Raw genomic sequence first — 19,469 nt, 5'->3', positions numbered from 1 at the left:
GCTGATGGTTCTGGCTGACGTCTGTCGAAGAAAGTTATTAATCAATCACTATCAACGGAGGAACAGGTGACACAACCGACGATGTCACGCAGCCGGATCGTCTGGACCCTGGTTCTGACGAGTACGGCCACCTTCATGGCGGCCCTGGACAACCTCGTCGTCACCACCGCTCTACCGGTAATCCGCGAGGATCTGTCGGCCAGCATCGGTGAATTGGGGTGGGTGGTCAACGGTTACACGTTGCCCTTCGCCTGTCTGCTCTTGCTGGCCGCGGCCATGGGAGACCGGTTCGGCCGGCGCCGGGTCTTCGCCGCCGGAGTGGTCGTGTTCACCGCCGCCTCGGCCTGGGCGGCCCTTGCATCCAGCACGGAGAGCCTGATCGCCGCCCGGGCGGCTCAGGGTGCCGGCGCGGCCGCGCTCCTACCGCTGAGCCTGACGCTCATCTCGGCGGCGGTGCCGGCCAACCGGCGTGGCATGGCCTTCGGGATTTGGGGCGCGGTGAACGGTGTGGCCGTCGCCAGCGGTCCGCTCGTGGGTGGCACCATCACCGAGCACATCTCCTGGCACTGGATCTTCTGGCTGAACGTGCCGATCGGAGTTTTGTTGCTCCCACTCGTGCTCACCCGCTTGGCCGAGAGTCGCGGGCCCAACAGCCGTCTCGACATCGTCGGAACCGCGCTGGCCAGCGCCGGACTATTCGGCATCGTCTTCGCCATCGTCCGTGGACACGAGGTGGGGTGGTCGTCCAGTCAGGTTGTCCTCGGGTTCACTGCCGGCGCCGCCCTGCTGATCGGCTTCGTCCGCTGGGAACTACACACACCGGCACCGCTCCTGCCGATGCGGTTCTTCCGGTCGCGGGCGTTCACCGCGATCAACATCGCCGGCCTGCTGATGTTCTTCGGTGCGTTCGGATCGATCTTCCTGCTCACCCAGTTCCTCCAGTTCATCCAGGGCTTCAGCCCACAGGAAGCGGGACTGCGGATGTTGCCGTGGACGGTGATGCCGATGTTCGTGGCGCCCCTGGCCGGCATCGTGTCCGATCGCATCGGTGGCCGCCCGCTGGTTATTGGTGGGTTCCTCTCCATGGCCGCGGGGCTCGGCTGGTTGGCGCTCGTTGCGGACCCCGTCGTGTCCTACGGGTCACAGCTGCCCGGCTTCGTTCTGGCCGGACTCGGCATGGGTTTGTTCTTCGCGCCGGCCAGCGCGATCCTGATGGAATCGGTGGCGCCGGCCGAGCAGGGTATCGCCTCCGGCGTGAACAACTCGGTGCGTGAGGTGGGGGGAGCATTGGGTGTCGCGGTGCTCGCGTCCGTGTTCGCGGCGCGGGGTGGTTACGAGACGCCCCAGCTCTTCACCGATGGACTGGTGCCGGCCCTGTGGCTTGGGGTCGGTGCTCTGGTGGCTGCCGCCGTGGCGATGCTCTGGATGCCCACCCGGCGTCGAGCGCTAGAAATGGCTGGTCAGGGAGGCAAACGGAGTAACCTCGCGGAAGCGGTCATGCCCGCGCGGAACGTCGGCGTGCTCGAGCGACCAGGTCATCGGATGGGGAACGAGGACAGCGCCTAGACCAGCCTGAAGCGCTGGGCGGATGTCCGACTTCGGAGAGTTGCCGATCATCCACGTGGTGTCCGGGGTGAGCTGGCGCTCAGCGACGAACGAGGTGTACGTGGTGGTCTCTTTTTCCGGGACGATCACCGCCTCGGCGAAGAGCCCGGCCAGCCCGGATGCCTGGATCTTTGCCGTCTGCTGGTCGTGGTCACCTTTAGTGAGCAAGAAGAGTTGGTGCCGGCCAGCCAACTCGTGCAGCGTCTCCGCTACCCCCTCGATGAGGTCGATCGTCGCGTTCCGGATGGGTTCGCACAGCTGGTTGAGCCGGAGGTGGTCGGCCTCGGTGAGCGGGCCGTTGGCCCGCAACGCGGTGAGGCAGTCGCCGAGGCTGCGCCGGAAGGCGTCGACCCCGTAACCGTGGTACGGAATGTTGGCCCGCTCGACATCGTCGAGACGCTCCCGGACCTCGGCGCGGCCCAGCGTCGGGTGGGCGACGTAGTCGATAAAGGCGTCGACGGCCACCTCAAACAGGATGTTGTTCTCCCACAACGTGTCGTCGGCGTCGAAGATGAGGTTCTGCTTGACAGGTAGCACGTGCCCTCCGTCCGGGAAGTGCGGCGATCTCGGCTGGCCGGGTGCGGCTGAGTCCGGGGCGCTCCAGGATAGTCAGAACCACCGACAGAGTTCGACGGGGTTGTTTCATGCCGGAGGTGTGCGGGCTGAAACCGGTGCGCAGGGGCCGGCGTCGAAGCCGTATGAGCGTGCACGTGATCGGGCGGCGTCGACGGTTGGTGGCCGGGGCGATGGTGATGGCGGCCGGGCTGGCCGGGATGGTGGGCTGCACGTCCGATGGTGATCAGCGTGGCCAGATCGGACGAGCGCTGGAAACAGCCGGCGAGAACACGGCAGCGGAATTGATCGACGACGAGGAAGCCGAGGTCAACCCGCGGGAGGCGTCGTTCCTGTCGGAATGGGAGCTGATCCACGTCATCGCCTGGCAGGTGTCTCACCCGCCACACCTCTACGTCGCGCACCGTGACGCAGCGGAAGCCGCGGTGGTGAGCCGTTCGGAGGAGGCCTTCGACGCGATGGTAGCGGCCGATGGCACCGGGGTGCCGGACGCCGACGTCGCAACCGACCTGGCGATCACCCGGGCAGAGGTGACCCGCCCGCAGTACCGGGTGGTATATGTCGTGGAGAGTGTGGACGACATCAAGTTCCGCGACGGCCTGGAGCCCGACGAGGAGGAACACCGGCAGGAGGTCCTGGACCGGTTCGGTGGTCAGATCACAGCCCCAGAGGTCGAGGCCGGGCCGGATGGCGACTGGCTGGTGACGTTCTACGTGATCGACGCCGAGGTCGAGGGGCTCGATCACCGATTGGAGCGTCGCGAGGTGACCATCGGTGCCGACGGCGCCGTCATCGACGAGGGTGTGGACGTACTCGCGGAGAATCTGCCGCTGCTGTTCTACATGCGCTGACACTAGAATCGCCTGGCTGGTGATTGGTACACCGATCACGTGGAGGCTCGATGACGAGAACGACGCCCGGTTCCGACCTGACGGCGATGAGCGCGGTAGACGCCGCCGCGGCGATCACTCGGGGTGAGCTTCTACCATCGGAACTCACTGAGGCCTATCTGGCGCGGATCGAGCAGCTCAACCCAGAACTTAATGCCTTTGTCACCGTTACCGCGCAGCGAGCACACGACGACGCGGCACGGGCGGATCAGGAACTAGCTCGCGGCCACCGCAGGGGCCCGCTGCACGGCCTTCCGGTGGGAGTGAAGGATCTCTTCGACACTGCTGGCATCACCACCGCCGCCGGGTCGCGTCTCCTGCACGGCCGGGTTCCGGACCGCGACGCCGACGTCGTCGCCGCGCTGCGGTCCGCGGGTACGGTGCTGCTGGGCAAGACGGCGACCCACGAGTTCGCGTGGGGCGGCACCACCAACAACGAGCACTACGGTCCCACCCGCAATCCGCACGACCCCAGTCGTATCCCTGGTGGATCGTCCGGTGGATCCGCAGCCGCCATCACGGCCGGGCTGGCGCTGATCACGGTGGGTAGCGACACCGCCGGCAGCGTCCGGATCCCTGCGGCTCTGTGCGGCTGTGTCGGATTCAAACCCACGTACGGCACGGTCAGTATGGCCGGGGTGCTCCCGCTGGCCCCTGAGCTCGATCACGCCGGGCCGATCACCCGGACGGTGGCCGACGCCGTACTCGTCCTGGACGTGCTGCGTGGCCACGCCACCGATCTCGACCGCGTCCGGTCGCTGACGTCGGAGAACGTGGCGGGGCGGCAGGTGGCGCGGCTGCGCGGATGGTTCGAGGAGATCGCGGACGACTCCGCGCGCGCCGGCGTGGATCAAACGGCTGACATGTTGCGCGACGCCGGGGTGGCCGTTCACGACGTGGACGTCGGCGATCTCGGCCCGATCGTCGACGACGTCTTCACCGTGATCGGCGTCGCCGCCGAGGTGTACCATCGCCCCGCATTCGAGCGGACACCGGAGTTGTTCGGTGAGGAGGCCGCCGGCCGGCTTCGGCTCGGCCCGCCCGACGCGGCCCTGGTGGACCGGGCCCGCGCCCGGCTGGCCGCGGCAGCCGGTCTCGTGGAGGAGGTACTACGCGAGCACGACGCGTTACTGCTGGCCACCACCCCGGCGCCGGCGCCAACCATCGGCGCTTCACACGTCACCGTCTCCGGCGTCGAGATGCCGGTCGAATGGATGCTGACCCGGCTGACGTCGTTGTTCGACGTGACCGGCATGCCGGTTGTGTCCGTACCGGCTGGTGTCTCGCCGGACGGGCTGCCGGTAGCGGTCCAGCTCGTTGGCCACCGGGGCGCCGACGACACGATCGTCCCGCTCGCGGCCGCCGTGGAGCGGGCCTGGGCTGGCCCGCTGGCCGTGGGGAGGTGACGTCGGGTAGATCGGCTCAGGAGGTGCCGCAGCCGGTCGAGCCGATCACGTCGACCTGGATGGCCATGGCGTCCGCAGGCTGCTCGGGCGCCAGCTGGAAGGTGGTCCTGATCTCCAGCGGGCCGGTGTCGTCGGCTTCCGCCGCCTCGTCGCCGTCGGACCCAGGGGTGCGGTAGAAGACATTCCAGTCCGGTGCGTCGGTGTCGCTGTCCCACCAGACCGGGTTTGAGTAACCCCGTTCGCCCAGCTCAGCGTTGATGCCGACGTACAAATGGTCGAACTCCCGATTCACTTGGCGGGCGTCCGAGGCGTCGCCGGCAGCCAGGATCAGGACCAGATCAGTGCGCCACACCCGCCGGAAACCGCCGTCGCCGCACTGCTCGTCCAGCGTCGCGTCGTGGATCAGCCGCTGGTCACGGCTATCGACCATGGCCGGCGCCTGTAGTGCGGCGACGACGGCCGCACCGTCCTCGGCGAGCTGGTGTGCCGCGGAGTGGAGGTCGAATTCGATGGCGTCGTCCCCGGAACAGGCAGCCAGCCCGAACACGGCTAGAACCGCGAATGCCGACAGGACGCGGGATCTGACCGGTTCCGACGAGGCACGTCGCGGCATGCGGCACGGCATCACCGGACGCTGCTCTCCCAGTCGGTCTCCCCGGCGATCCGCTCACTCTGATTGCCGTCACTGGCGTCGAGATACTGACGACTGTTGTCGAACTTCTCGTCGAACGGGGGCCGATTCGGGTGGTCTTCGAAGTCGGCCTTGTTGCTGTCGGTCCACTCGTAGAACTCGGTCCACAGATCGGGATCTCCGACGACCTCCGCCGGATCGCGTAGCCCGTCGCCGTCATCGTTCAACAGGTTCGGCGGAATCGCCTCGGTGTAGGGATAACCGGCCTGGAGCATGGTTTCGGCCACCATGTAGTCATAGAGGAGACGAGCCTGATACACCTCCATGTCTAGTTCGTCGACCCGGCCGCCGGCATCGTTGGCCCAGCTCTTGACGTGACGATTGATGCCGATCTTCATCAGCTTCCAGCTGAGAGAAGACAACCCCGGGGGTGTGGGGGACAGGGTGAGACCCTCGCTGATGACCTGTTGGACGGTGCCGCGGAACTCTTCGTCCAACCGGTCCAGCTCCCCGCGCACGGACCGCTGCGCCTGGTACTGGAGGCCAGCCAGCGAACCGAAGACGTTCATGACCTTCTCGAAGTTACGCGGGTCCCGATCACCGTTCGCGGTCGCCTCGAGGTCCGCGTCGAGGGCCCCCTGAGCGAGCGATTCGTACAGCTCCTGGACAGCGTCGTCGAACGGCTTGGCGATGTCCTGCATGTTCTCTTCGCCCTCGGCGACGTCGTCGAACCACTTCAGGTCGCCGTGCCCGAAGCCGTGCAGGAACCGGTAGACCGCCTCGGGGCTGAGGTAGAAGAGCGGCTCGAGGCCAACCGGCAGGTCGAAATTGTCGGGCATCGTCATCGACGACTCACGGGCCAGCCCGTCGAGGGTGAACGCACCGGCGAGCAGCTCCTCGGCGTAGGCGGTCGCGATCGAGACCAGGTGTTCGCGCATCGGCCGTGGCGTGTCCTCGAAGCGGCCCAGCGCGAGGATGCTGCCGAAGGCGAACGTCGCGGCCGCGGAGCCCTTGTCCGGCGGGTCGTCCAATGCCCCGGATCCGGCCGCGAGCGCCAGCCCGAATCCGTCCAGGATCTCGTCTCCGGTCCCGATCACTCCGCCGAGGCCGTACACCCGCTCGGCGTATTCCTCCAGGTCGATGCCGGCCCGCTCGCTCAGCGCGATCCGAGCGGCACTCGGATTGTTGCCGAGGGCGCTGAAGGCCAGCGCCAGGGTGTCGCCGGAGAGGCCGAGGGTGCGGTTCAGATGGCCGCGGTAATCGGTGTGGTCCCATTCGTCGCCCTCGAAATGGTCGAGCACGTTGGCGCGGACGACGTTGGCTAACCACCGGGGCGGGAAATCGCCGTGCTGGAGCAACGCCATCCGGTTCCATGCCAGCGCGGGTGTTTCCGTCGGCGTCTGGAAGTGACGCCGGAACTCGGCCAGCTCCGAGTAGTAGTCCGACGTGGTGCTGTGGTTGTTGTTGGTGCTCAGGGCGGTGCCAAGGCCCTCGCTCAGCATCCGCAGGTAGTACTCGCCTTGGTCCGCGCCCGTGGCCACGATGTAGGAGGGGAGCACTTCGGTCTGCTCCGGGCCAAGCTCGAGATAGAAACCGGCCATGACGTCGGGATCGTTGACGTAGTCCGGGAACTCCTCGAACAACTCCGCGAGTATCTCCGCGTCGACGGTTTCGTGGTCGAGGAATTGCCGCGCGAGTTCCCGACCATGCCGCTCGGCTTCTTCGGGTGAGGCGAAAGGCAACGGCTCGGTGAAGCCGACCATGGTGGTGCTCGGCCGGTCTCCGGTGAGGGCCTCGGCCATGTTCCGCCGTCGTTGTAGGCCGGGCACTTGGTCATCGATCCAGTCCGCGATCCGGTCGAGGCCGATGAACGCCCTCAACGACACCCCCTCGCTGCGCATCCGACCGCGGAGCTCGTCGAGGTTGCCGTTCAAGGCGTTGTGTGCTCGGTTCATGGCGCCGATGAGGCGGTTGAGACCGTCGACGTTGACGCTGGACGTGTCGCTCATCAGGCCGGAATCTCGGCCGGGGTGGACTGCAAGGCGCTCCGGATATCGTCCACCAGATGCTCGGCGAGGCTGGGAAGGTCGCGCTGTCGGTCTTCGAGGTCGTCGAGGAAGGCGGCCGCGGTGGTTGGCCCGGTCCACGCGTCACCGCTCTCCATGATGCCGACGGCGTCGTCTAAGGCCTCGTTGATGTCGTCTTGCAGTCCCTCGGCCCGTTCGAGCATCTCGGTCAGTGCCTCATGCGCGGGATTCGGGCGCATGGCGTCGTCGTCACACAATTTTGCATCCTGCCTGGAGATCAGCACATGGGTGCGCTCGCACGATGTCGATAGGCGAGGTCACCGCGTTGTGGATCATTCAATGCGGGCTGGATGAACCTGGGGAGAAGGGCGCGCTACCAGCGGGTGCCGGGCAGGTAACCGGCGTCTTCCTGGCCTTCTATGACGCATCACCCGGGAAAATTGGCGGCTATCCGTCATGTGAGGCCAGGAAGACGCCGCCCGGGTGGGTTCGGCAACGTCAGGACGTGAAGGCGCAGAACTCATTGCCCTCCGGGTCGGCGAGCACGTGCCAGCCGATGTCGTCGTCCTTGGGACGCACCATGGTGGCGCCTCGCTGGATGAGTGTCTCGAGGTCGTCGGTGCTGACGTCCCAATGGATCCTGTTCTTTACGATCTTCGGTTCGGGTACCGGTACGAAGACGAATCGATCGAATGGAGCGTTGGGCATCGGTTCGATCCACCACGCGCGCTCGTCAGGGGTGTGGCCGAGTGTCCCGCCGACGACGTCCGCCCACCAGTGGGCGATGGCGGTGGGATCCGTGGAATCGACGATCACCTCGTATAGGCGGTAGTCGTCGACCTTGTCGCGGACGAACGCGCAGAACTCGCCGCCTTCGGGGTCGGCCAATACCGTCCAGTGTTCGTGTTCTTCGACCGGCCGAGCGCCGCGAGCCGTCAGCTCGTCGAGTGAGGTGGTGTGGACGTCGAGGTGGACTCGGTGCTTGACGGTTTTGGGTTCTGGGACGCGGTTGATCCAGACGGTGTGTGTGGTGGCCGGACCCTTGAGGTGGCCATCGCCGTCGTCGTGTGGGATGTAGGACAGGCCGAGAGTAGTGGCGTAGAACTCACCGAGAGTGGGGGAGTCGGTGGCGTCGATCACGAGGTCTTTGAAGGTTGCGAGTGGCATCGTCCATCCCTTCACACCGGCAAACAGCTTTGACCGGTAGCATTGTTGACACCGGTGAAACTGTCAAGATGGTGTGAGAGTATGGCGAGGTGAGCGCCGACGTGCCGCCTGACCTCTGGCTGGTCGAGTCGTTCCTCAACTCCGTCGACGTGAGTAGCGGTGCAGACGACCTCCACGATGTCGAGGGGTTCCAGCGATGGCTGACCGGCCATGACCGCGCGGCCGATGGCAGCGACCTCACCGGCACCGATCTGCGGTGGGTCCGCGAACTGCGGGCGGAGTTGCGGCACGTGCTGCGCCGGCACCACGGCGACGACCTGGTGGTGGATGCCCCGGCGCTGACCGCACTCGCGGCGCCGGCCGGGCTGATCGTCGAGTTCGGGCCGGATGGGGCCGCTACGTTGTGTCCGGCCGGCGCCGGTGTGCGGCGGTTCGTTGCCGAGGTCCTCGCGGTCATCGTGTATGCCTCGGCCGAGGGCACATGGCGACGGCTGAAGTTGTGCTCGGCCGCCGACTGCGAGGTGGTGTACTACGACACCTCGAAGAACCGCTCCCGGCGGTGGTGTTCGATGCGTATCTGCGGAAACCGCAGCAAGACCCGCGCCTACTACCAACGTCGCACGAGCCGGCCGTGACCGCACCGGCTGGTCAGGCCACTACTCCGGCCCATCCGCCCGGGATGGGAGGGAGCGTGCGGGTGGTCAGAAATCCGGTTCCACCCGTCCGCGCATGATCAATGTGGGATGGCGTCGATAGACGTCGTGTGGCTTCACCCAGACTCCAGAGCGATCAAGGCGGTGGTCCTCCACCGCGACGTAGACATGACTGGCGTCCCATTTGATGGCCCAGCCCTCGATGAACGTCTCGCCGTCGTGCTCCCATACCAGCCGTACGCGGACCGCCAGGCCAGGGTCGTGTATCGGAAACGCGGCTGGATCGGCCGGCCAATGCATGTTGAGTACATCTTGTGAATCGACCGTTTCGGTTCGACGTTCCCCCGTCATGGCGACAGACTAGAACATGTGTTTGATTGATCGCCATCCGCTACGGCGCGGCGGCAACGGTCGGCCCGGCGACGCAGGGCGTCGACCAGTTCGGGCGGGCCGTCGACGAGGGTGAAGTCCGCATCCACCGAGGTGATCATCCAGACGAGCGAAGAAATCGAGTCGGCGCCGAGGTGAAGCCGGCAGCTGTGGTCGTCGACGGCTTCCAGGACACCCATACCCGGCCATACCCGGCCGGCCATGTTTTCGGCGGACTCGTGCAGCGTCACCGTGGCCTGGCATGGCCAGGTGCGTACGGAGAGTTGGTGGGCGAGGTAGGCGGCGACGTCATCGAACGGCGGGACGCGCGGCGAGAAGCGCGGGCCGGTGGGGATGCGCAAGGAGAGTCGATCGACGCGGAAGGTCCGCCAATCGTTGCGGTCGGTGTCGAATGCCACCAGGTACCAGTGCCGGCCGAAGTTCACCAGCCGGTGCGGTTCCACGGCCCGGATCGAATCGCCGCCGCGAGGGCTGGTGTAGTCGAAGCGGAGCCCCTCATGTCGGCGGCAGGCGTCGGCGATGGCCATCAGGGTGTCGGCAGGTATCTCGGGGCAAGCCTCCTTACAGCGACCTCATAGCGGCGCCGTCTCACAGGTCGCAGATCAGGAAGGCCAGGTGTTGGCGGACGGCGGCTAGATGTTCGGGATCGATGGTGGCGACGTGTTCATCGAGCCAGTGCCGCGGATGCATAGCGAGCCGGTCAGGCAATAGGACGCCATGCGGCGTCTCGATCGCGAACGGCTGGAACCCGGTAGGCGGTGTGGTCCGGACTACGGCCGTGATGACGTGGTTGAGCTGCGAGGTGTTGTAGGTGGCGTTGCTCAGCACGAGTCTGAGCCCTCGGTGCTCAAGTTGCCAGATCTCGCCGGGGTTCACGAGGCGGCTTCGTCCTGCCATTCAAGAAGGTCACGGAGCGACTGCTCTTCGTCGCGTTGCAGCCGCGTGGGTGGGGCCTGCGCCAGCAGGCGTCGATAGTGCTCGTGCCGCAGTACACGTTCGACGTATTCCGAGCGGCTCAGCTTGTCGGCGCGAGCGTTCGCGTCGACATATTGGAGCGTCTGCGGGTCGATGGTCACCGTCATCTTCTCGCGTGCCATACCGTCATTCTACTGTCTGCCTTATCGCTGGTGGTATGCGTGTAAGTGAATGGCGATACCACGCCACATGTCTGGCTTTGTCTGGAGATCGTGCGTCGAGTGCGTCCGTCGATCAACGATCGGTAGTGGTTCATCAGATGGATGAATCAGTGACGACGAGAAGGGCGACACTATGGCAGCGACACGGAAGCGGGCGGCGCGGGGGCGTCGAATGGCTGCAGCGCTGGCTGCGGTCGGGTTGATGGCGGCCACGCTCACCGCGACGGCGCCGGCGGCATCGGCGGCAGTGCCCCGATTGCCAGGATTCACCGATTGTCCATCGTCGCTCGACGGCGGGCCGACCAACCGCCAACTGTGGGATACGCCGTCGGTGAAACAGTTTGAGGGTTCGAGGCACTGGGCCGCCATCCGCGGCAGCGACGACCAACGCTACATCGACAAGGTCGTTGCATACGGCGGTAGGTATTACCACATCCGCTACGACGCCTTTCAGGGCAAGACCGCCAGGATCGGGTGCATGCGAATCGATCACGGAGAGGATCTGCCGAGCCACGCGGGATTGTTCAGTCCGCCGCCGTTTATCTGGGTTCCCATTGGCGGGGGACTACGGACCGTCGCGCACACTATGGGTGGTATTCACGTCGGGGTCGTCTCAGTTGGTGACCCGACGCCGGTGGATGACGACACCCACAACTGAGACGATCGAGGTTTCAGCACAACCGAGCAGGCCGGCGTCATCCGTTGATGGGAGTCGAGGACACCGGCCGGCCGGGCCAGTGCGGTGAGCCACCGCGGGGTCCCTGCCATGCGGTGCAGGACGTCAGTGTGGTGCCGGAGTCGACGCGACGGCCGTAAGGGGGTGCTGCGGTGGGCGTACACCGAGAATGGCGACCAGGCCGACGACGAGCACCAGCAGGATGCCGACCATCCCGGCCCGTTGGGCGCCGAACAGGGCGATGAACCCGCTGAACGCTAGCGGACCGGTGAAGCTGACGGCGCGGCCCATGGTCGCATAGAGACCGAACGCTTCCCCTTCGAGGCCCGCCGGGGTGATCCGGGCGAGAAAGGTGCGGCTGGCCGACTGGATCGGTCCGACCAGTGACGCGAGGACCAGGCCACCCGCCCAGAACATCGGCCGCTCCGGCACGGCGACGATCGCGGTTCCGGTGAGTACTAGCGCGGTAAGGCCGGAGACGATGACCGTCTTCGGGCCGAGCCGATCGTCGAGAAGGCCACCGATCATGGCGCCGATCCCCGCCGCAAGATTGGCCGCGATCGCGAAGACGATCACCTCGGTGGAGCTGAATCCGAAGGTGCCGGCCGCGATCACCCCGGCGAAGGTGAAGATGGCGGCAAGCCCGTCCCGGTAGATGGCGCTGGCGCCGAGGAACCACAGCGTGCGCCGTTCGTCCCGCCACATCCGCGCGATTCGCCGGCCGAGCAGCGCATAGCTGGCCAGGATGTTCTGGCGTTGCGGGTCGCCGGACGCTGGAGCCTCGGGCACGTAGACGAACAGCGGTACGGCGAACACGGCGAACCACACGGCGCAGAACACGGCGACGGCGCGGATGTCCATGCCGTCGTCGGATGTCACGCCGAACAGGCCGACGTCGGGCTGGACGAACGCGAAGAGGACAACGACGAGTCCGGTGAGCCCGCCGAAGTAGCCCATGGCCCACCCGAAACCGGACACCCGGCCGATGGTTTCGCGGGTGGATACCTGGATCAGCATCGCGTTGTAGTTGACCCCCGCGAACTCGGAAAAGATGCTGGCCGCGCCGATGAGGATGAGCCCTAGTAGCAGGTAGGACGGATCGGGCTGGACGAAGAACATTGCAGCCATGCAGCCGATGACCAGCACGCTGTGCACTCCCAGCCACAATTTCCGGCGGCCTCGAGCGTCGCTACGCTGCCCGGTGACCGGCGCGAGAACCGCCACGATGGCCCCGGCGATGGCCAGAGCGATACCCAGGTCTCGTGATCCGCTGTCGGAGTCCGCTGCCACCGCCTCTGTGAGATACACGGTGAACACGAAGGTCAGGATGATGGAGTTGAAGGACTGGGAGCCCCAGTCCCAGACCGCCCACGCGATCCGCCCACGCTTGTCAGCCGGGTTGAGTTGCCTCTTCGGCGGCGACGTCATCCCAGGATGTAACCAGGTGCCGGTTTTGCTCCGGCTCAACGGGTCCGGAAAGCACGCGTACGCGGCGCGCCGACGAGCGTTCCATGATCATGTGCGAGTTACACCCACGATGGGGGGTGTAACTCGCACATGATCAACGAGGTTGGTCCGGTTTCTCTATCCGGACGTGTGCGCGGCGGAGATCCGGCACGCTGTACCGCATGGCGTTTGACCGCATCGAACAACTAGCCCTTCTGCAGGACGGGATCGTCTGTCGGTGGCAGTTGCTTCGAGCTGGCCTGTCACCTAGGGCGATCGAACACCGGTTGCGCGACGGCGGCCCTTGGCGGCGCATAGTGCGCGGGGTGTACGCCACGTTCACGGGACCGCTAAGCGATTTGCACAAGTTGCGCGCCGCCATCCTGTACGCCGGGCCTGGCGCCAGGATCGCCGGCGCCTGGGCGTGCTGGATGCACGGCTTGAGTTACGGCCCGGCACGGGATGCGCGGATCGTGGTTCTTGTCCCGTGGCGGTCCCGGCGTAGTTCCAGCGGATTCGTGCAGCTGACCCGGATCGTCGCGGCCGACGACGGTTGGCACAACTGGGTCGATTCCGAGGCTGTCGGGGACGTTGGTCGATCCATCGCCATGGCGTACGACGAACCGGACGAACTGGCGGGAGGCGCACGGACCGGCGTCATCCCGATGGCTTCGCCCGCCCGCGCGGTGATCAACACCGTCACCAAACCGTTCTGGCTTCCTGCGGCATGGCAGGCGACGTGTCCGTCCGGCAACGGATGCCCGGTGTGTCAACCGGGTCGTGGGCACGCCGTTACGGCACTGCGGAACGTGCGGGCCCTGTTGTGCGAGGTGGTGCAGACCGGGCAGTGCAGCGTCGCTGATCTGGCCAAACAGCTGGACTCCACCGGCCGTCGGCACACGGCATTGGCGCGTCGAGTCCTTGATGATCTCGAGGCGGGATGCCGGTCTGCGCCGGAGTGTGAACTTCGAGATCTCATCGCGACCAGCCGGGTGCTCCCGCCACCGCGGTGGAACCAGCCCCTGCCCGGTACCAGGGGGCTCTATCCGGACGCTTGCTGGCCTGACGCTCGGCTCGTCGTCGAAGTCGATTCCCGTGCGTTTCACGGTTTCGGCGATGCGCCGGAGCGCACTGAGCGACGCCGGGCCAGGTACGCCGCTCTTGGGTGGCTCGTGGTGCCCGTCGCTCCGCGCCGGATTCGTGAGGAACCGGCCGTGGTGTTGCGGGAGTTGGAGGGTGCGTACCTCGCCGGTCGGCGTCGGTGATCCGGCGATTGTGGGGCGTGTGAGGAGGCCGGGCGGGGCTGCTCCTTGATCATGTGCGAGTTACTCACGTCCTGGGGGGAGTAACTCGCACATGATCAGGTGGCGACGTTCACCCTTGATGCGAATTAGCGTTGACTTATATAAGTCGTAGCTGAAATGATCGGGCTGTGCATGCTCTCGACATCCTTGGTGATCCCGTGCGGCGTCGCCTGCTGGAGTTGCTCGCCAACGGCGAGTGTCCGGCAGGTGAGCTCGCGATGCGGATCGGCGAGGAGTTCGGTATCAGTCAGCCCGCCGTCTCGCAGCATCTGAAGGTGCTGCGGGAGAGCGGCTTCACAACGGTGCGTGTCGACGGGCCCCGGCGGCTGTACGCCATCGACGCCAACCCGCTCCGGGAGGCCGACGAATGGCTGGACGGCTTCCGTGCGTTCTGGGCGCCCCGGCTGGCCGCGCTGGATACCGAGATTGCCCGTGGCAAGCGCGAGCGGCGCATCCAATCAACACAGGAAGCGGAGTCGCCATGATTGACCAGCCGAATACCGAAGGCCAGCTCGACGCCGTTGAGCGCGGGTTAGGTATCACCGAGAAAGACGAAGCGACGGCCATCGTCTCGACCATCAGCCAGGTCTATGCCACCACCGTCGAAGACCTGTGGGACGCCTGCACCAACACCGATCGGTTGCCGCGCTGGTTCGCGCCGGTCTCCGGTGATCTGCAACGCGGCGGACGCTATCAGGTGGAGAACAACGCAGGTGGAACGGTCACGGCGTGTGACCCGCCGAAGAGTTTCTCCGCCACGTGGGAGTACGGCGAAAGCACGTCCGACATCACGGTGCGGATCGAGCAGGCAGGTGACGGCGCGCGCCTCACCCTCGAGCACCGCGGCGACGTGCCGAAAGACTTCTGGGCGACCTACGGGCCGGGTGCCACCGGTGTCGGCTGGGACCTCGCCTTCCTCGGTTTGGCCCTCCACATCACGACCGGCGCACCGAGGCCGCCGGAGTCCGACGAATGGGTCCAGACCGACCAGTACCGGCAGTTCGTCGCTGAAGTGTCTCGCCGGTGGGCGGACGCATCGGTCGCCGCCGGTATGCCGGAGTCCGACGCACGTGGCGCGGAAGCACGCACCACAGCCTTCTATAGGGGCGACGAGGTCGCAGCATCGGATGAGAGCCAGCAGGGGCAGCCGTAGGGCGACTTGGTGCGTGGTGGGTGTGGCCATGAGCGGCACGTTGTTCGGTCACGCACATGTCTAACTTCGCACCTGGGCGGCGCCCCACCGCGATTTGTGCGGGGGATCCTGTGTGTTGTGGTGGATGACGCCGCTTCAGGGGGAAGCTAGGCGTGTCGCCGCTAGATGGCTAAGCGAGACCCCTTTTTCGGCGGCCTCGATGACGAGCTGGCGGTGCGTCTCTGGCGCAACACGCACTTGGAATTTACCGGAGTAGTTGCGTTCCACGATGGCTTCGGGCACGGCTTCGCCGTTGCGTTCCATGTCTTCCACGACGTCTCGTGTGATTCGGTGGATCCCCTGGAATGCTTCTAGGTGCTGGTCTGCGACTCACGAAAGGGAGGGCAGTTCGGCGACGGTGCCGATGTAGGCGCCGTCTTCAGCCGACCAGCGGACCCGGTAGGTGTAGTGGTCTGCGGTGTTCGCGGCTTCTTTTCCTCCTCCTTCTGGAGCTTGTCTATGGCCGCCAGGACGTGGCGCACCTGGTATGGCTTGGCTTCACCTCTGTGGCTCTGGATGTTCACGCGCGGATCACGAGGAGAAACTGCGGGATGCATAGCCCGCAGGCCAACAGGCCGCGGGATTCGCACAAGACGACCTGGTGGGGCGGGTGGGACTCGAACCCACGGCCAAGGGATTATGAGTCCCCTGCTCTAACCGGCTGAGCTACCGCCCCCGCAGGGTGCCGGTGACATCCTAGCCCGCGTGGCCGGGACTCTGGTCGCCCCGGGCGCATAGTTGCGGCGGCTATGTCAGCTCCTCGCTCCGGGGTGCTGAATCATGATGATCTCGGCGTCGTCGAGTGCGTGAATCGTCCCTCCATGGCCCGCGGGTAGGTAGACGAACTCACCGGGCTGAATCGTGGTCTCCGAGTGTGCGGCGTAGACGGCGAAGCTGCCCCGGGTGGGGGTGAGGAGTTCGTCGTACGTCACGTCGGGCCCGCCGCGCGTCGTGCTAGCGCCCTGTTTCAACCGGCCGAAGGTGAGACCGAGCCCGAAGCCCGCGGGTCCGGCGGCGAGGTTGGCCATGAACACCTCGGGGTCGCCGGTGCGCCCCCAGGGTGTCAGGTCGTTGGTGGTGGGTTTCCACCCGCGAACATCACCCGGCGTGCTCGTGCGTGCGGCCTGCCACGCCGCTTCGTCGACCTGCCAACTGGGCGGGTGGGCTACCGTGAGCACGACGGTTCCGGCGGTGCCTTCGGCGACGCCCGGGGTGTGCCGCGGCACGAGGATCACCTCACCCGTCTCCGCCGTGACGCCGTCGCCGTCATGGCGGATCGAGAGAGCGCCGGCGCAGACGATCCAGACCTCGTCGTATGGGGCCGGAATTGGTGCGTCGTCGAGTTTGTCGAATCGCCAGTACGCCGCTCCCATCCGGTAGCCGTCGGAAGGCTCGATCACCTCGCCGCCGAAGATCTGTGTGTTCTCGATCTGGCCCCACGTCTTCGTGTCCGCTGATGTGAGCTTCTTGATACCTGTTGGTTGGCCGGTCATGGAAGGCCACCTCCGTCCTCGTGTGTGATCCAGTGTCGGACCGGTGGCTTGGGGACGGCTGTCGGAACACTGCCGGTCCGCTTCGACCCACGCCAGGGCACTAGGGCGAATAGGTGGTCTCGGGCTCGAACGGGAACATCGGCCGGGGGCGGTGGTGGTAGGTGAACCCGTCCAGGCTGGCGGCGGTGATGCCGGGGGTGTCGACCCGGACGATGCCGGCGACGTATGGTCCGTACCCGGCAAGGGGCGAGTGGACTCCTTTGGCCACGATGGCGCCGAACTGTTCCGGGGCGAGGCCGAGGGTGGTGAGCTGGTCGATGCCCAGCGGCATGACCGCCTCGGTGGTAACGATGACGGTCTGACCGGAGTCGAGGCGGACCGCGGCACTGGGGCCGGCGCGGACGTGGCTCATGCCGGCATGGACCGGCCCGTGCACCTGGAACGTGCCATGGTGCAGGGCTAGCACCTCGCCGTGAGCACGGGCCGGTGGCCCGGTCCGGGGGTCGGTCTTGCCACCGATCGACAGCTCGATGGTTGCGCCGCGACCGGCGGTGTGACATGCGCTGGCCGCCGCGGCGTCGGCGACGATCGTCAGCAGCTCCGGGTAGCCGGTGGCCCGAGCCGCGTTGAGCAGGACGACGGAGTCGCCCGGGGATCCGCCGCCGATGTTGTCGCCGACGTCGAGCAGGAGGGTGGGGGTGTGCGCGGCCGCCTGGGCTTCGGCGATGGCCGCGTCCGGGGAGGGGGCGGCGACGTCGAATCGTGCACGGTGGCTCCAGACCCGGTTGGCCAGGTGGCGAGCGTGCTGCTGGGCGGCGGCTGGGTCGTTGTTGGTGACGACGACGACGCTCATGCCCATCTCGGGGACGTCGGCGTACGGATACCCCTCGGCCACGGTCGCCGAGAGCACACCGGGTGTGGCCATCAGCGCGCGAGCGTCGGCCAGGAGATCGCGCATGGGTGACTCGTCGGTGTTCTGGCACAGGATGTTGATGGCCGCGGGGATCGGGACGTGTGCCTGGGTCGGCCGGACTTCGCCGCGGACGGTTCGCACGATGATCTCGGCGACTTCCTCGGCCACGTCGTGAGCGTCCACGTGCGGGTTGGTCCGGTAGGTGTTCAGGACGTCGGAGTACTGGCACATGGCGGCGCTGATGTTGGCGTGCAGATCGAGCGATACGCCGATGGGTACGGCCGGACCGACGACGTCGCGAAAGCGGCCGAGCAGGTAGCCGTCGACGTCGAGGATCTCCTCGGACACCGCCGCGCCGTGCAGCGATGCCAGTACCGCGTCGAATGGCCCGTGGGTGGACAGGGCATCGACGAGCTCGTCCGCCCTGGTTTTGAGTGCGTCGGCGGTGATGACACCGGACGGGACCATCGTGGACATCACCAGCGGGACGAGCTCGATACCGAGCCGTTCGCCGGCGGCGAGGAAGCCGGACACGGTCGACGTGCCACCAGCGTGGCGAGCGGGGATCTCCGGGCCGCGCAGCACACCCTCCGCCTCGAACACGGCGTTGTCGACCAGCCGGGACGAGAACGTGTTGGCCTCGTGTGATAGCCCGAGAACGGCTATACGTGGCACGTCATCTCCTTACCTCCGGCGGATACCGGAATACGTGGTGGTCAGAGGTGTTCGGCCCAGGTGTCGACGGCAGCGGCCACGGTGTCGACGGCGTGTACCGGGATCTGGTCGGCCATGGTGGTGTACCGGCCGAGGTCTTTCCATCCCGCTCCGGTGAGGATCACCACCGGGTGGTGGTCTGGTCCGACCCGGCCGTGATCGACGTCCTCGACCAGCGCGGCCACCGCACACGCCGCGGCCGGCTCGACGAACACCCCTTCGGTGGTGGCCAGCCGCTGCTGGGCGGTGAGGATGGCGTCGTCGTCGGCATCGGTGCCCCATCCGTGGCTGGCGCGGACGGCGTCGGCGGCCAGGAGTCCGTCGGGTGGGTGGGGGAGCTGAAGTGCGGAGATGCTGGTGTCACAGCGCTGGATGGCGGGAGCGTCGAGCTCGCCGGCAAGATAGCGGGTGATAGGTGCACACCCGCTCGGTTGGCAGGCGATGAGCGCCGCCGGAATGCCGCGCCTGGCGAGTCCGCGGCCGACGCTGGTCAGCAGCCCCCCACCGCCGGTGGGGACGTAGACGTGGGTGATGTCAGATGCCTGTTCGGCGAGTTCGTAGCCGATGGTGTCGATGCCGCGCATGCCGTCGGGATTGAAGCTGCCGGCGGTGATGGCGACAAAGAGCTGATGGCGGGTGGCGGCGTCGCGGACCGCCTCCATGAGCCGGGTGCCGGCAGCCGCCGATCCGCCGTCGCCGACATCGTGGACCGCGGCGACCCCGGTGCCATAGGGGACCAATGGCAGCCGTTTCTGCTGCGGAGCGCTCGCCACCAGGCAGAGGAAGCCGGGGAGGCCGGCCCGGCGGCCGTAGGCGGCCATCGCCATCCCGGCGTTGCCGGACGAAGTGGCGATCCAGCCTCGGTAGCCGCGGTCTCGGGCCAGAGCCATGGTCATAGCGGCAACGCGATCTTTGTACGAGCCGGTGGGGTTGGTGCTCTCCAGTTTGGCGGAGAGTTGGTTCAACCCGAGCTCGGCGGCGAGGCGGGGGAGCGGGAGCAAGGGTGTATCGCCCTCGCCCAGGGTGACGAACTCCGTGACCCGGGGGAGGTCGGCCGCGAAGCGTCGCAGGCCACCGTGGTGGTTGGTCACGAGGGGCGCCGGGGGTGGCGGATGCTCGGGCGGGACTCGACCGGTGGCGTCGAGGGCAAGGGTACTCCTCCTGGAGACTCGCGAGCTTGGGCGCTCACAGTAACTCTGCCGGACAAAAAGCGTCAATAGATGCGATGGACGTTTCATTCAACGGGACTTCGT

Annotated in this window: 20 protein-coding genes, 1 tRNA gene and 2 pseudogenes; 8 read left to right on the top strand and 15 right to left on the bottom strand. The window is 66.6% G+C overall.

Translation table 11 applies throughout. The features are described 5' to 3' along the window. The first annotated feature begins 66 nt into the window (after positions 1-66). The gene (locus tag G8760_RS21695; RefSeq protein ID WP_207782591.1) at positions 67-1,566 is read left to right on the top strand and encodes a DHA2 family efflux MFS transporter permease subunit; all 1,500 of its coding nucleotides are present in this window, start codon (positions 67-69) and stop codon (positions 1,564-1,566) included. On the opposite strand, the gene G8760_RS21690 is transcribed toward G8760_RS21695, so the two are convergent. Beyond that, a complete protein-coding gene (locus G8760_RS21690) occupies positions 1,447-2,142 on the bottom strand; it encodes an HAD family hydrolase (protein WP_166354923.1) in 696 nt (231 codons plus the stop codon). The two genes, G8760_RS21695 and G8760_RS21690, sit on opposite strands and share 120 nt — an antisense overlap. A gap of 161 nt (positions 2,143-2,303) precedes the next feature. Here G8760_RS21690 and G8760_RS21685 point away from each other — a divergent pair, with 161 nt between their 5' ends. Both G8760_RS21685 and G8760_RS21680 read left to right on the top strand, forming a co-directional pair. Beyond that, on the top strand, positions 2,304-3,029 hold the full coding sequence (locus tag G8760_RS21685; RefSeq protein ID WP_166354922.1) for a hypothetical protein: 726 nt from the start codon (positions 2,304-2,306) through the stop codon (positions 3,027-3,029). Between the two features lie 50 nt (positions 3,030-3,079). Next, a complete protein-coding gene (locus tag G8760_RS21680; RefSeq protein ID WP_166354921.1) occupies positions 3,080-4,474 on the top strand; it encodes an amidase in 1,395 nt (464 codons plus the stop codon). Between the two features lie 16 nt (positions 4,475-4,490). Here G8760_RS21680 and G8760_RS21675 read toward each other — a convergent pair whose 3' ends face one another. The 4 genes from G8760_RS21675 to G8760_RS21660 form a co-directional block, all read right to left on the bottom strand. Beyond that, entirely contained in the window at positions 4,491-5,087 is a 597-nt protein-coding gene (locus tag G8760_RS21675; RefSeq protein ID WP_166354920.1) for a hypothetical protein, read from the bottom strand. 11 nt (positions 5,088-5,098) lie between these two features. After that, the gene (locus G8760_RS21670) at positions 5,099-7,114 is read right to left on the bottom strand and encodes a hypothetical protein (protein WP_166354919.1); all 2,016 of its coding nucleotides are present in this window, start codon (positions 7,112-7,114) and stop codon (positions 5,099-5,101) included. Beyond that, on the bottom strand, positions 7,114-7,371 hold the full coding sequence (locus G8760_RS21665) for a hypothetical protein (protein WP_166354918.1): 258 nt from the start codon (positions 7,369-7,371) through the stop codon (positions 7,114-7,116). The genes G8760_RS21670 and G8760_RS21665 overlap by 1 nt, the downstream gene beginning before the upstream one ends. 259 nt (positions 7,372-7,630) lie before the next feature. After that, positions 7,631-8,299, bottom strand: a complete 669-nt coding sequence (locus G8760_RS21660) for a VOC family protein (RefSeq protein WP_166354917.1) — start codon at positions 8,297-8,299, stop codon at positions 7,631-7,633. A gap of 89 nt (positions 8,300-8,388) precedes the next feature. Here G8760_RS21660 and G8760_RS21655 point away from each other — a divergent pair, with 89 nt between their 5' ends. Further along, positions 8,389-8,934 (top strand): CGNR zinc finger domain-containing protein, encoded by a 546-nt coding sequence (locus tag G8760_RS21655; RefSeq protein WP_166354916.1) that lies wholly within the window; start codon positions 8,389-8,391, stop codon positions 8,932-8,934. Between the two features lie 66 nt (positions 8,935-9,000). Here the strand turns inward: G8760_RS21655 and G8760_RS21650 are convergent, their stop codons facing one another. The 4 genes and pseudogenes from G8760_RS21650 to G8760_RS21635 form a co-directional block, all read right to left on the bottom strand. Then, the gene (locus G8760_RS21650; protein ID WP_166354915.1) at positions 9,001-9,303 is read right to left on the bottom strand and encodes a hypothetical protein; all 303 of its coding nucleotides are present in this window, start codon (positions 9,301-9,303) and stop codon (positions 9,001-9,003) included. Continuing rightward, a pseudogene (locus G8760_RS21645) lies at positions 9,300-9,893 on the bottom strand (WYL domain-containing protein); the annotation flags it as partial. The gene G8760_RS21650 and the pseudogene G8760_RS21645, both read right to left, overlap by 4 nt. A 37-nt stretch (positions 9,894-9,930) precedes the next feature. After that, entirely contained in the window at positions 9,931-10,239 is a 309-nt protein-coding gene (locus tag G8760_RS21640) for a type II toxin-antitoxin system PemK/MazF family toxin (RefSeq protein WP_166354913.1), read from the bottom strand. Beyond that, positions 10,215-10,439, bottom strand: a complete 225-nt coding sequence (locus G8760_RS21635) for a hypothetical protein (protein WP_166354912.1) — start codon at positions 10,437-10,439, stop codon at positions 10,215-10,217. The genes G8760_RS21640 and G8760_RS21635 overlap by 25 nt, the downstream gene beginning before the upstream one ends. Positions 10,440-10,611: 172 nt before the next feature. Here G8760_RS21635 and G8760_RS21630 point away from each other — a divergent pair, with 172 nt between their 5' ends. Next, complete coding sequence (locus tag G8760_RS21630) at positions 10,612-11,136, top strand: hypothetical protein (protein ID WP_207782590.1); 525 nt, start codon at positions 10,612-10,614, stop codon at positions 11,134-11,136. A 123-nt stretch (positions 11,137-11,259) separates the two neighbouring features. Here G8760_RS21630 and G8760_RS21625 read toward each other — a convergent pair whose 3' ends face one another. Beyond that, positions 11,260-12,582, bottom strand: a complete 1,323-nt coding sequence (locus tag G8760_RS21625; protein WP_166354910.1) for an MFS transporter — start codon at positions 12,580-12,582, stop codon at positions 11,260-11,262. Between the two features lie 200 nt (positions 12,583-12,782). Between G8760_RS21625 and G8760_RS21620 the strand changes: the two genes are divergently transcribed. The 3 genes from G8760_RS21620 (at position 12,783) to G8760_RS21610 (ending at position 15,057) form a co-directional block, all read left to right on the top strand. Then, the gene (locus G8760_RS21620; RefSeq protein WP_166354909.1) at positions 12,783-13,865 is read left to right on the top strand and encodes a type IV toxin-antitoxin system AbiEi family antitoxin domain-containing protein; all 1,083 of its coding nucleotides are present in this window, start codon (positions 12,783-12,785) and stop codon (positions 13,863-13,865) included. Between the two features lie 167 nt (positions 13,866-14,032). Next, on the top strand, positions 14,033-14,389 hold the full coding sequence (locus G8760_RS21615; protein ID WP_166354908.1) for an ArsR/SmtB family transcription factor: 357 nt from the start codon (positions 14,033-14,035) through the stop codon (positions 14,387-14,389). Further along, positions 14,386-15,057 (top strand): SRPBCC family protein, encoded by a 672-nt coding sequence (locus G8760_RS21610; RefSeq protein ID WP_166354907.1) that lies wholly within the window; start codon positions 14,386-14,388, stop codon positions 15,055-15,057. Before G8760_RS21615 ends, G8760_RS21610 begins: the two co-directional genes overlap by 4 nt. Before the next feature lie 135 nt (positions 15,058-15,192). Here the strand turns inward: G8760_RS21610 and G8760_RS30955 are convergent. The 5 genes and pseudogenes from G8760_RS30955 to G8760_RS21585 form a co-directional block, all read right to left on the bottom strand. Next, positions 15,193-15,462: pseudogene (locus G8760_RS30955) on the bottom strand (toxin-antitoxin system HicB family antitoxin). A 233-nt stretch (positions 15,463-15,695) separates the two neighbouring features. Beyond that, positions 15,696-15,772, bottom strand: a tRNA-Ile gene (locus tag G8760_RS21600). Between the two features lie 76 nt (positions 15,773-15,848). Then, positions 15,849-16,589, bottom strand: a complete 741-nt coding sequence (locus G8760_RS21595; protein WP_166354906.1) for a hypothetical protein — start codon at positions 16,587-16,589, stop codon at positions 15,849-15,851. A gap of 100 nt (positions 16,590-16,689) precedes the next feature. Next, positions 16,690-18,177, bottom strand: a complete 1,488-nt coding sequence (locus tag G8760_RS21590) for a M81 family metallopeptidase (protein WP_166354905.1) — start codon at positions 18,175-18,177, stop codon at positions 16,690-16,692. Positions 18,178-18,218: 41 nt separating this feature from the next. Further along, positions 18,219-19,307: a pyridoxal-phosphate dependent enzyme gene (locus G8760_RS21585; protein ID WP_166354904.1), complete on the bottom strand. Its 1,089-nt coding sequence runs from the start codon at positions 19,305-19,307 to the stop codon at positions 18,219-18,221. Between the last annotated feature and the right edge of the window lie 162 nt (positions 19,308-19,469).

Source organism: Phytoactinopolyspora limicola (assembly GCF_011320225.1).
In the GTDB taxonomy this organism is placed as follows: Bacteria; Actinomycetota; Actinomycetes; order Jiangellales; family Jiangellaceae; genus Phytoactinopolyspora; species Phytoactinopolyspora limicola.
Note: the sequence above shows the minus strand (reverse complement) of the source record. Positions and strands in the feature narration are given on the sequence as shown.

What these genes read in the sequence shown, in the direction of transcription:
- G8760_RS21685 (WP_166354922.1), top strand. Translation starts at nt 2,304, where the DNA reads ATGAGCGTGCACGTGATCGGGCGGCGTCGACGGTTGGTGGCCGGGGCG.
- G8760_RS21680 (WP_166354921.1), top strand. Translation starts at nt 3,080, where the DNA reads ATGACGAGAACGACGCCCGGTTCCGACCTGACGGCGATGAGCGCGGTA.
- G8760_RS21675 (WP_166354920.1), bottom strand. Translation starts at nt 5,087, where the DNA reads ATGCCGCGACGTGCCTCGTCGGAACCGGTCAGATCCCGCGTCCTGTCG.
- G8760_RS21670 (WP_166354919.1), bottom strand. Translation starts at nt 7,114, where the DNA reads ATGAGCGACACGTCCAGCGTCAACGTCGACGGTCTCAACCGCCTCATC.
- G8760_RS21665 (WP_166354918.1), bottom strand. Translation starts at nt 7,371, where the DNA reads ATGCGCCCGAATCCCGCGCATGAGGCACTGACCGAGATGCTCGAACGG.
- G8760_RS21660 (WP_166354917.1), bottom strand. Translation starts at nt 8,299, where the DNA reads ATGCCACTCGCAACCTTCAAAGACCTCGTGATCGACGCCACCGACTCC.
- G8760_RS21650 (WP_166354915.1), bottom strand. Translation starts at nt 9,303, where the DNA reads ATGACGGGGGAACGTCGAACCGAAACGGTCGATTCACAAGATGTACTC.
- G8760_RS21640 (WP_166354913.1), bottom strand. Translation starts at nt 10,239, where the DNA reads ATGGCAGGACGAAGCCGCCTCGTGAACCCCGGCGAGATCTGGCAACTT.
- G8760_RS21635 (WP_166354912.1), bottom strand. Translation starts at nt 10,439, where the DNA reads ATGGCACGCGAGAAGATGACGGTGACCATCGACCCGCAGACGCTCCAA.
- G8760_RS21630 (WP_207782590.1), top strand. Translation starts at nt 10,612, where the DNA reads ATGGCAGCGACACGGAAGCGGGCGGCGCGGGGGCGTCGAATGGCTGCA.
- G8760_RS21625 (WP_166354910.1), bottom strand. Translation starts at nt 12,582, where the DNA reads ATGACGTCGCCGCCGAAGAGGCAACTCAACCCGGCTGACAAGCGTGGG.
- G8760_RS21620 (WP_166354909.1), top strand. Translation starts at nt 12,783, where the DNA reads ATGGCGTTTGACCGCATCGAACAACTAGCCCTTCTGCAGGACGGGATC.
- G8760_RS21610 (WP_166354907.1), top strand. Translation starts at nt 14,386, where the DNA reads ATGATTGACCAGCCGAATACCGAAGGCCAGCTCGACGCCGTTGAGCGC.
- G8760_RS21595 (WP_166354906.1), bottom strand. Translation starts at nt 16,589, where the DNA reads ATGACCGGCCAACCAACAGGTATCAAGAAGCTCACATCAGCGGACACG.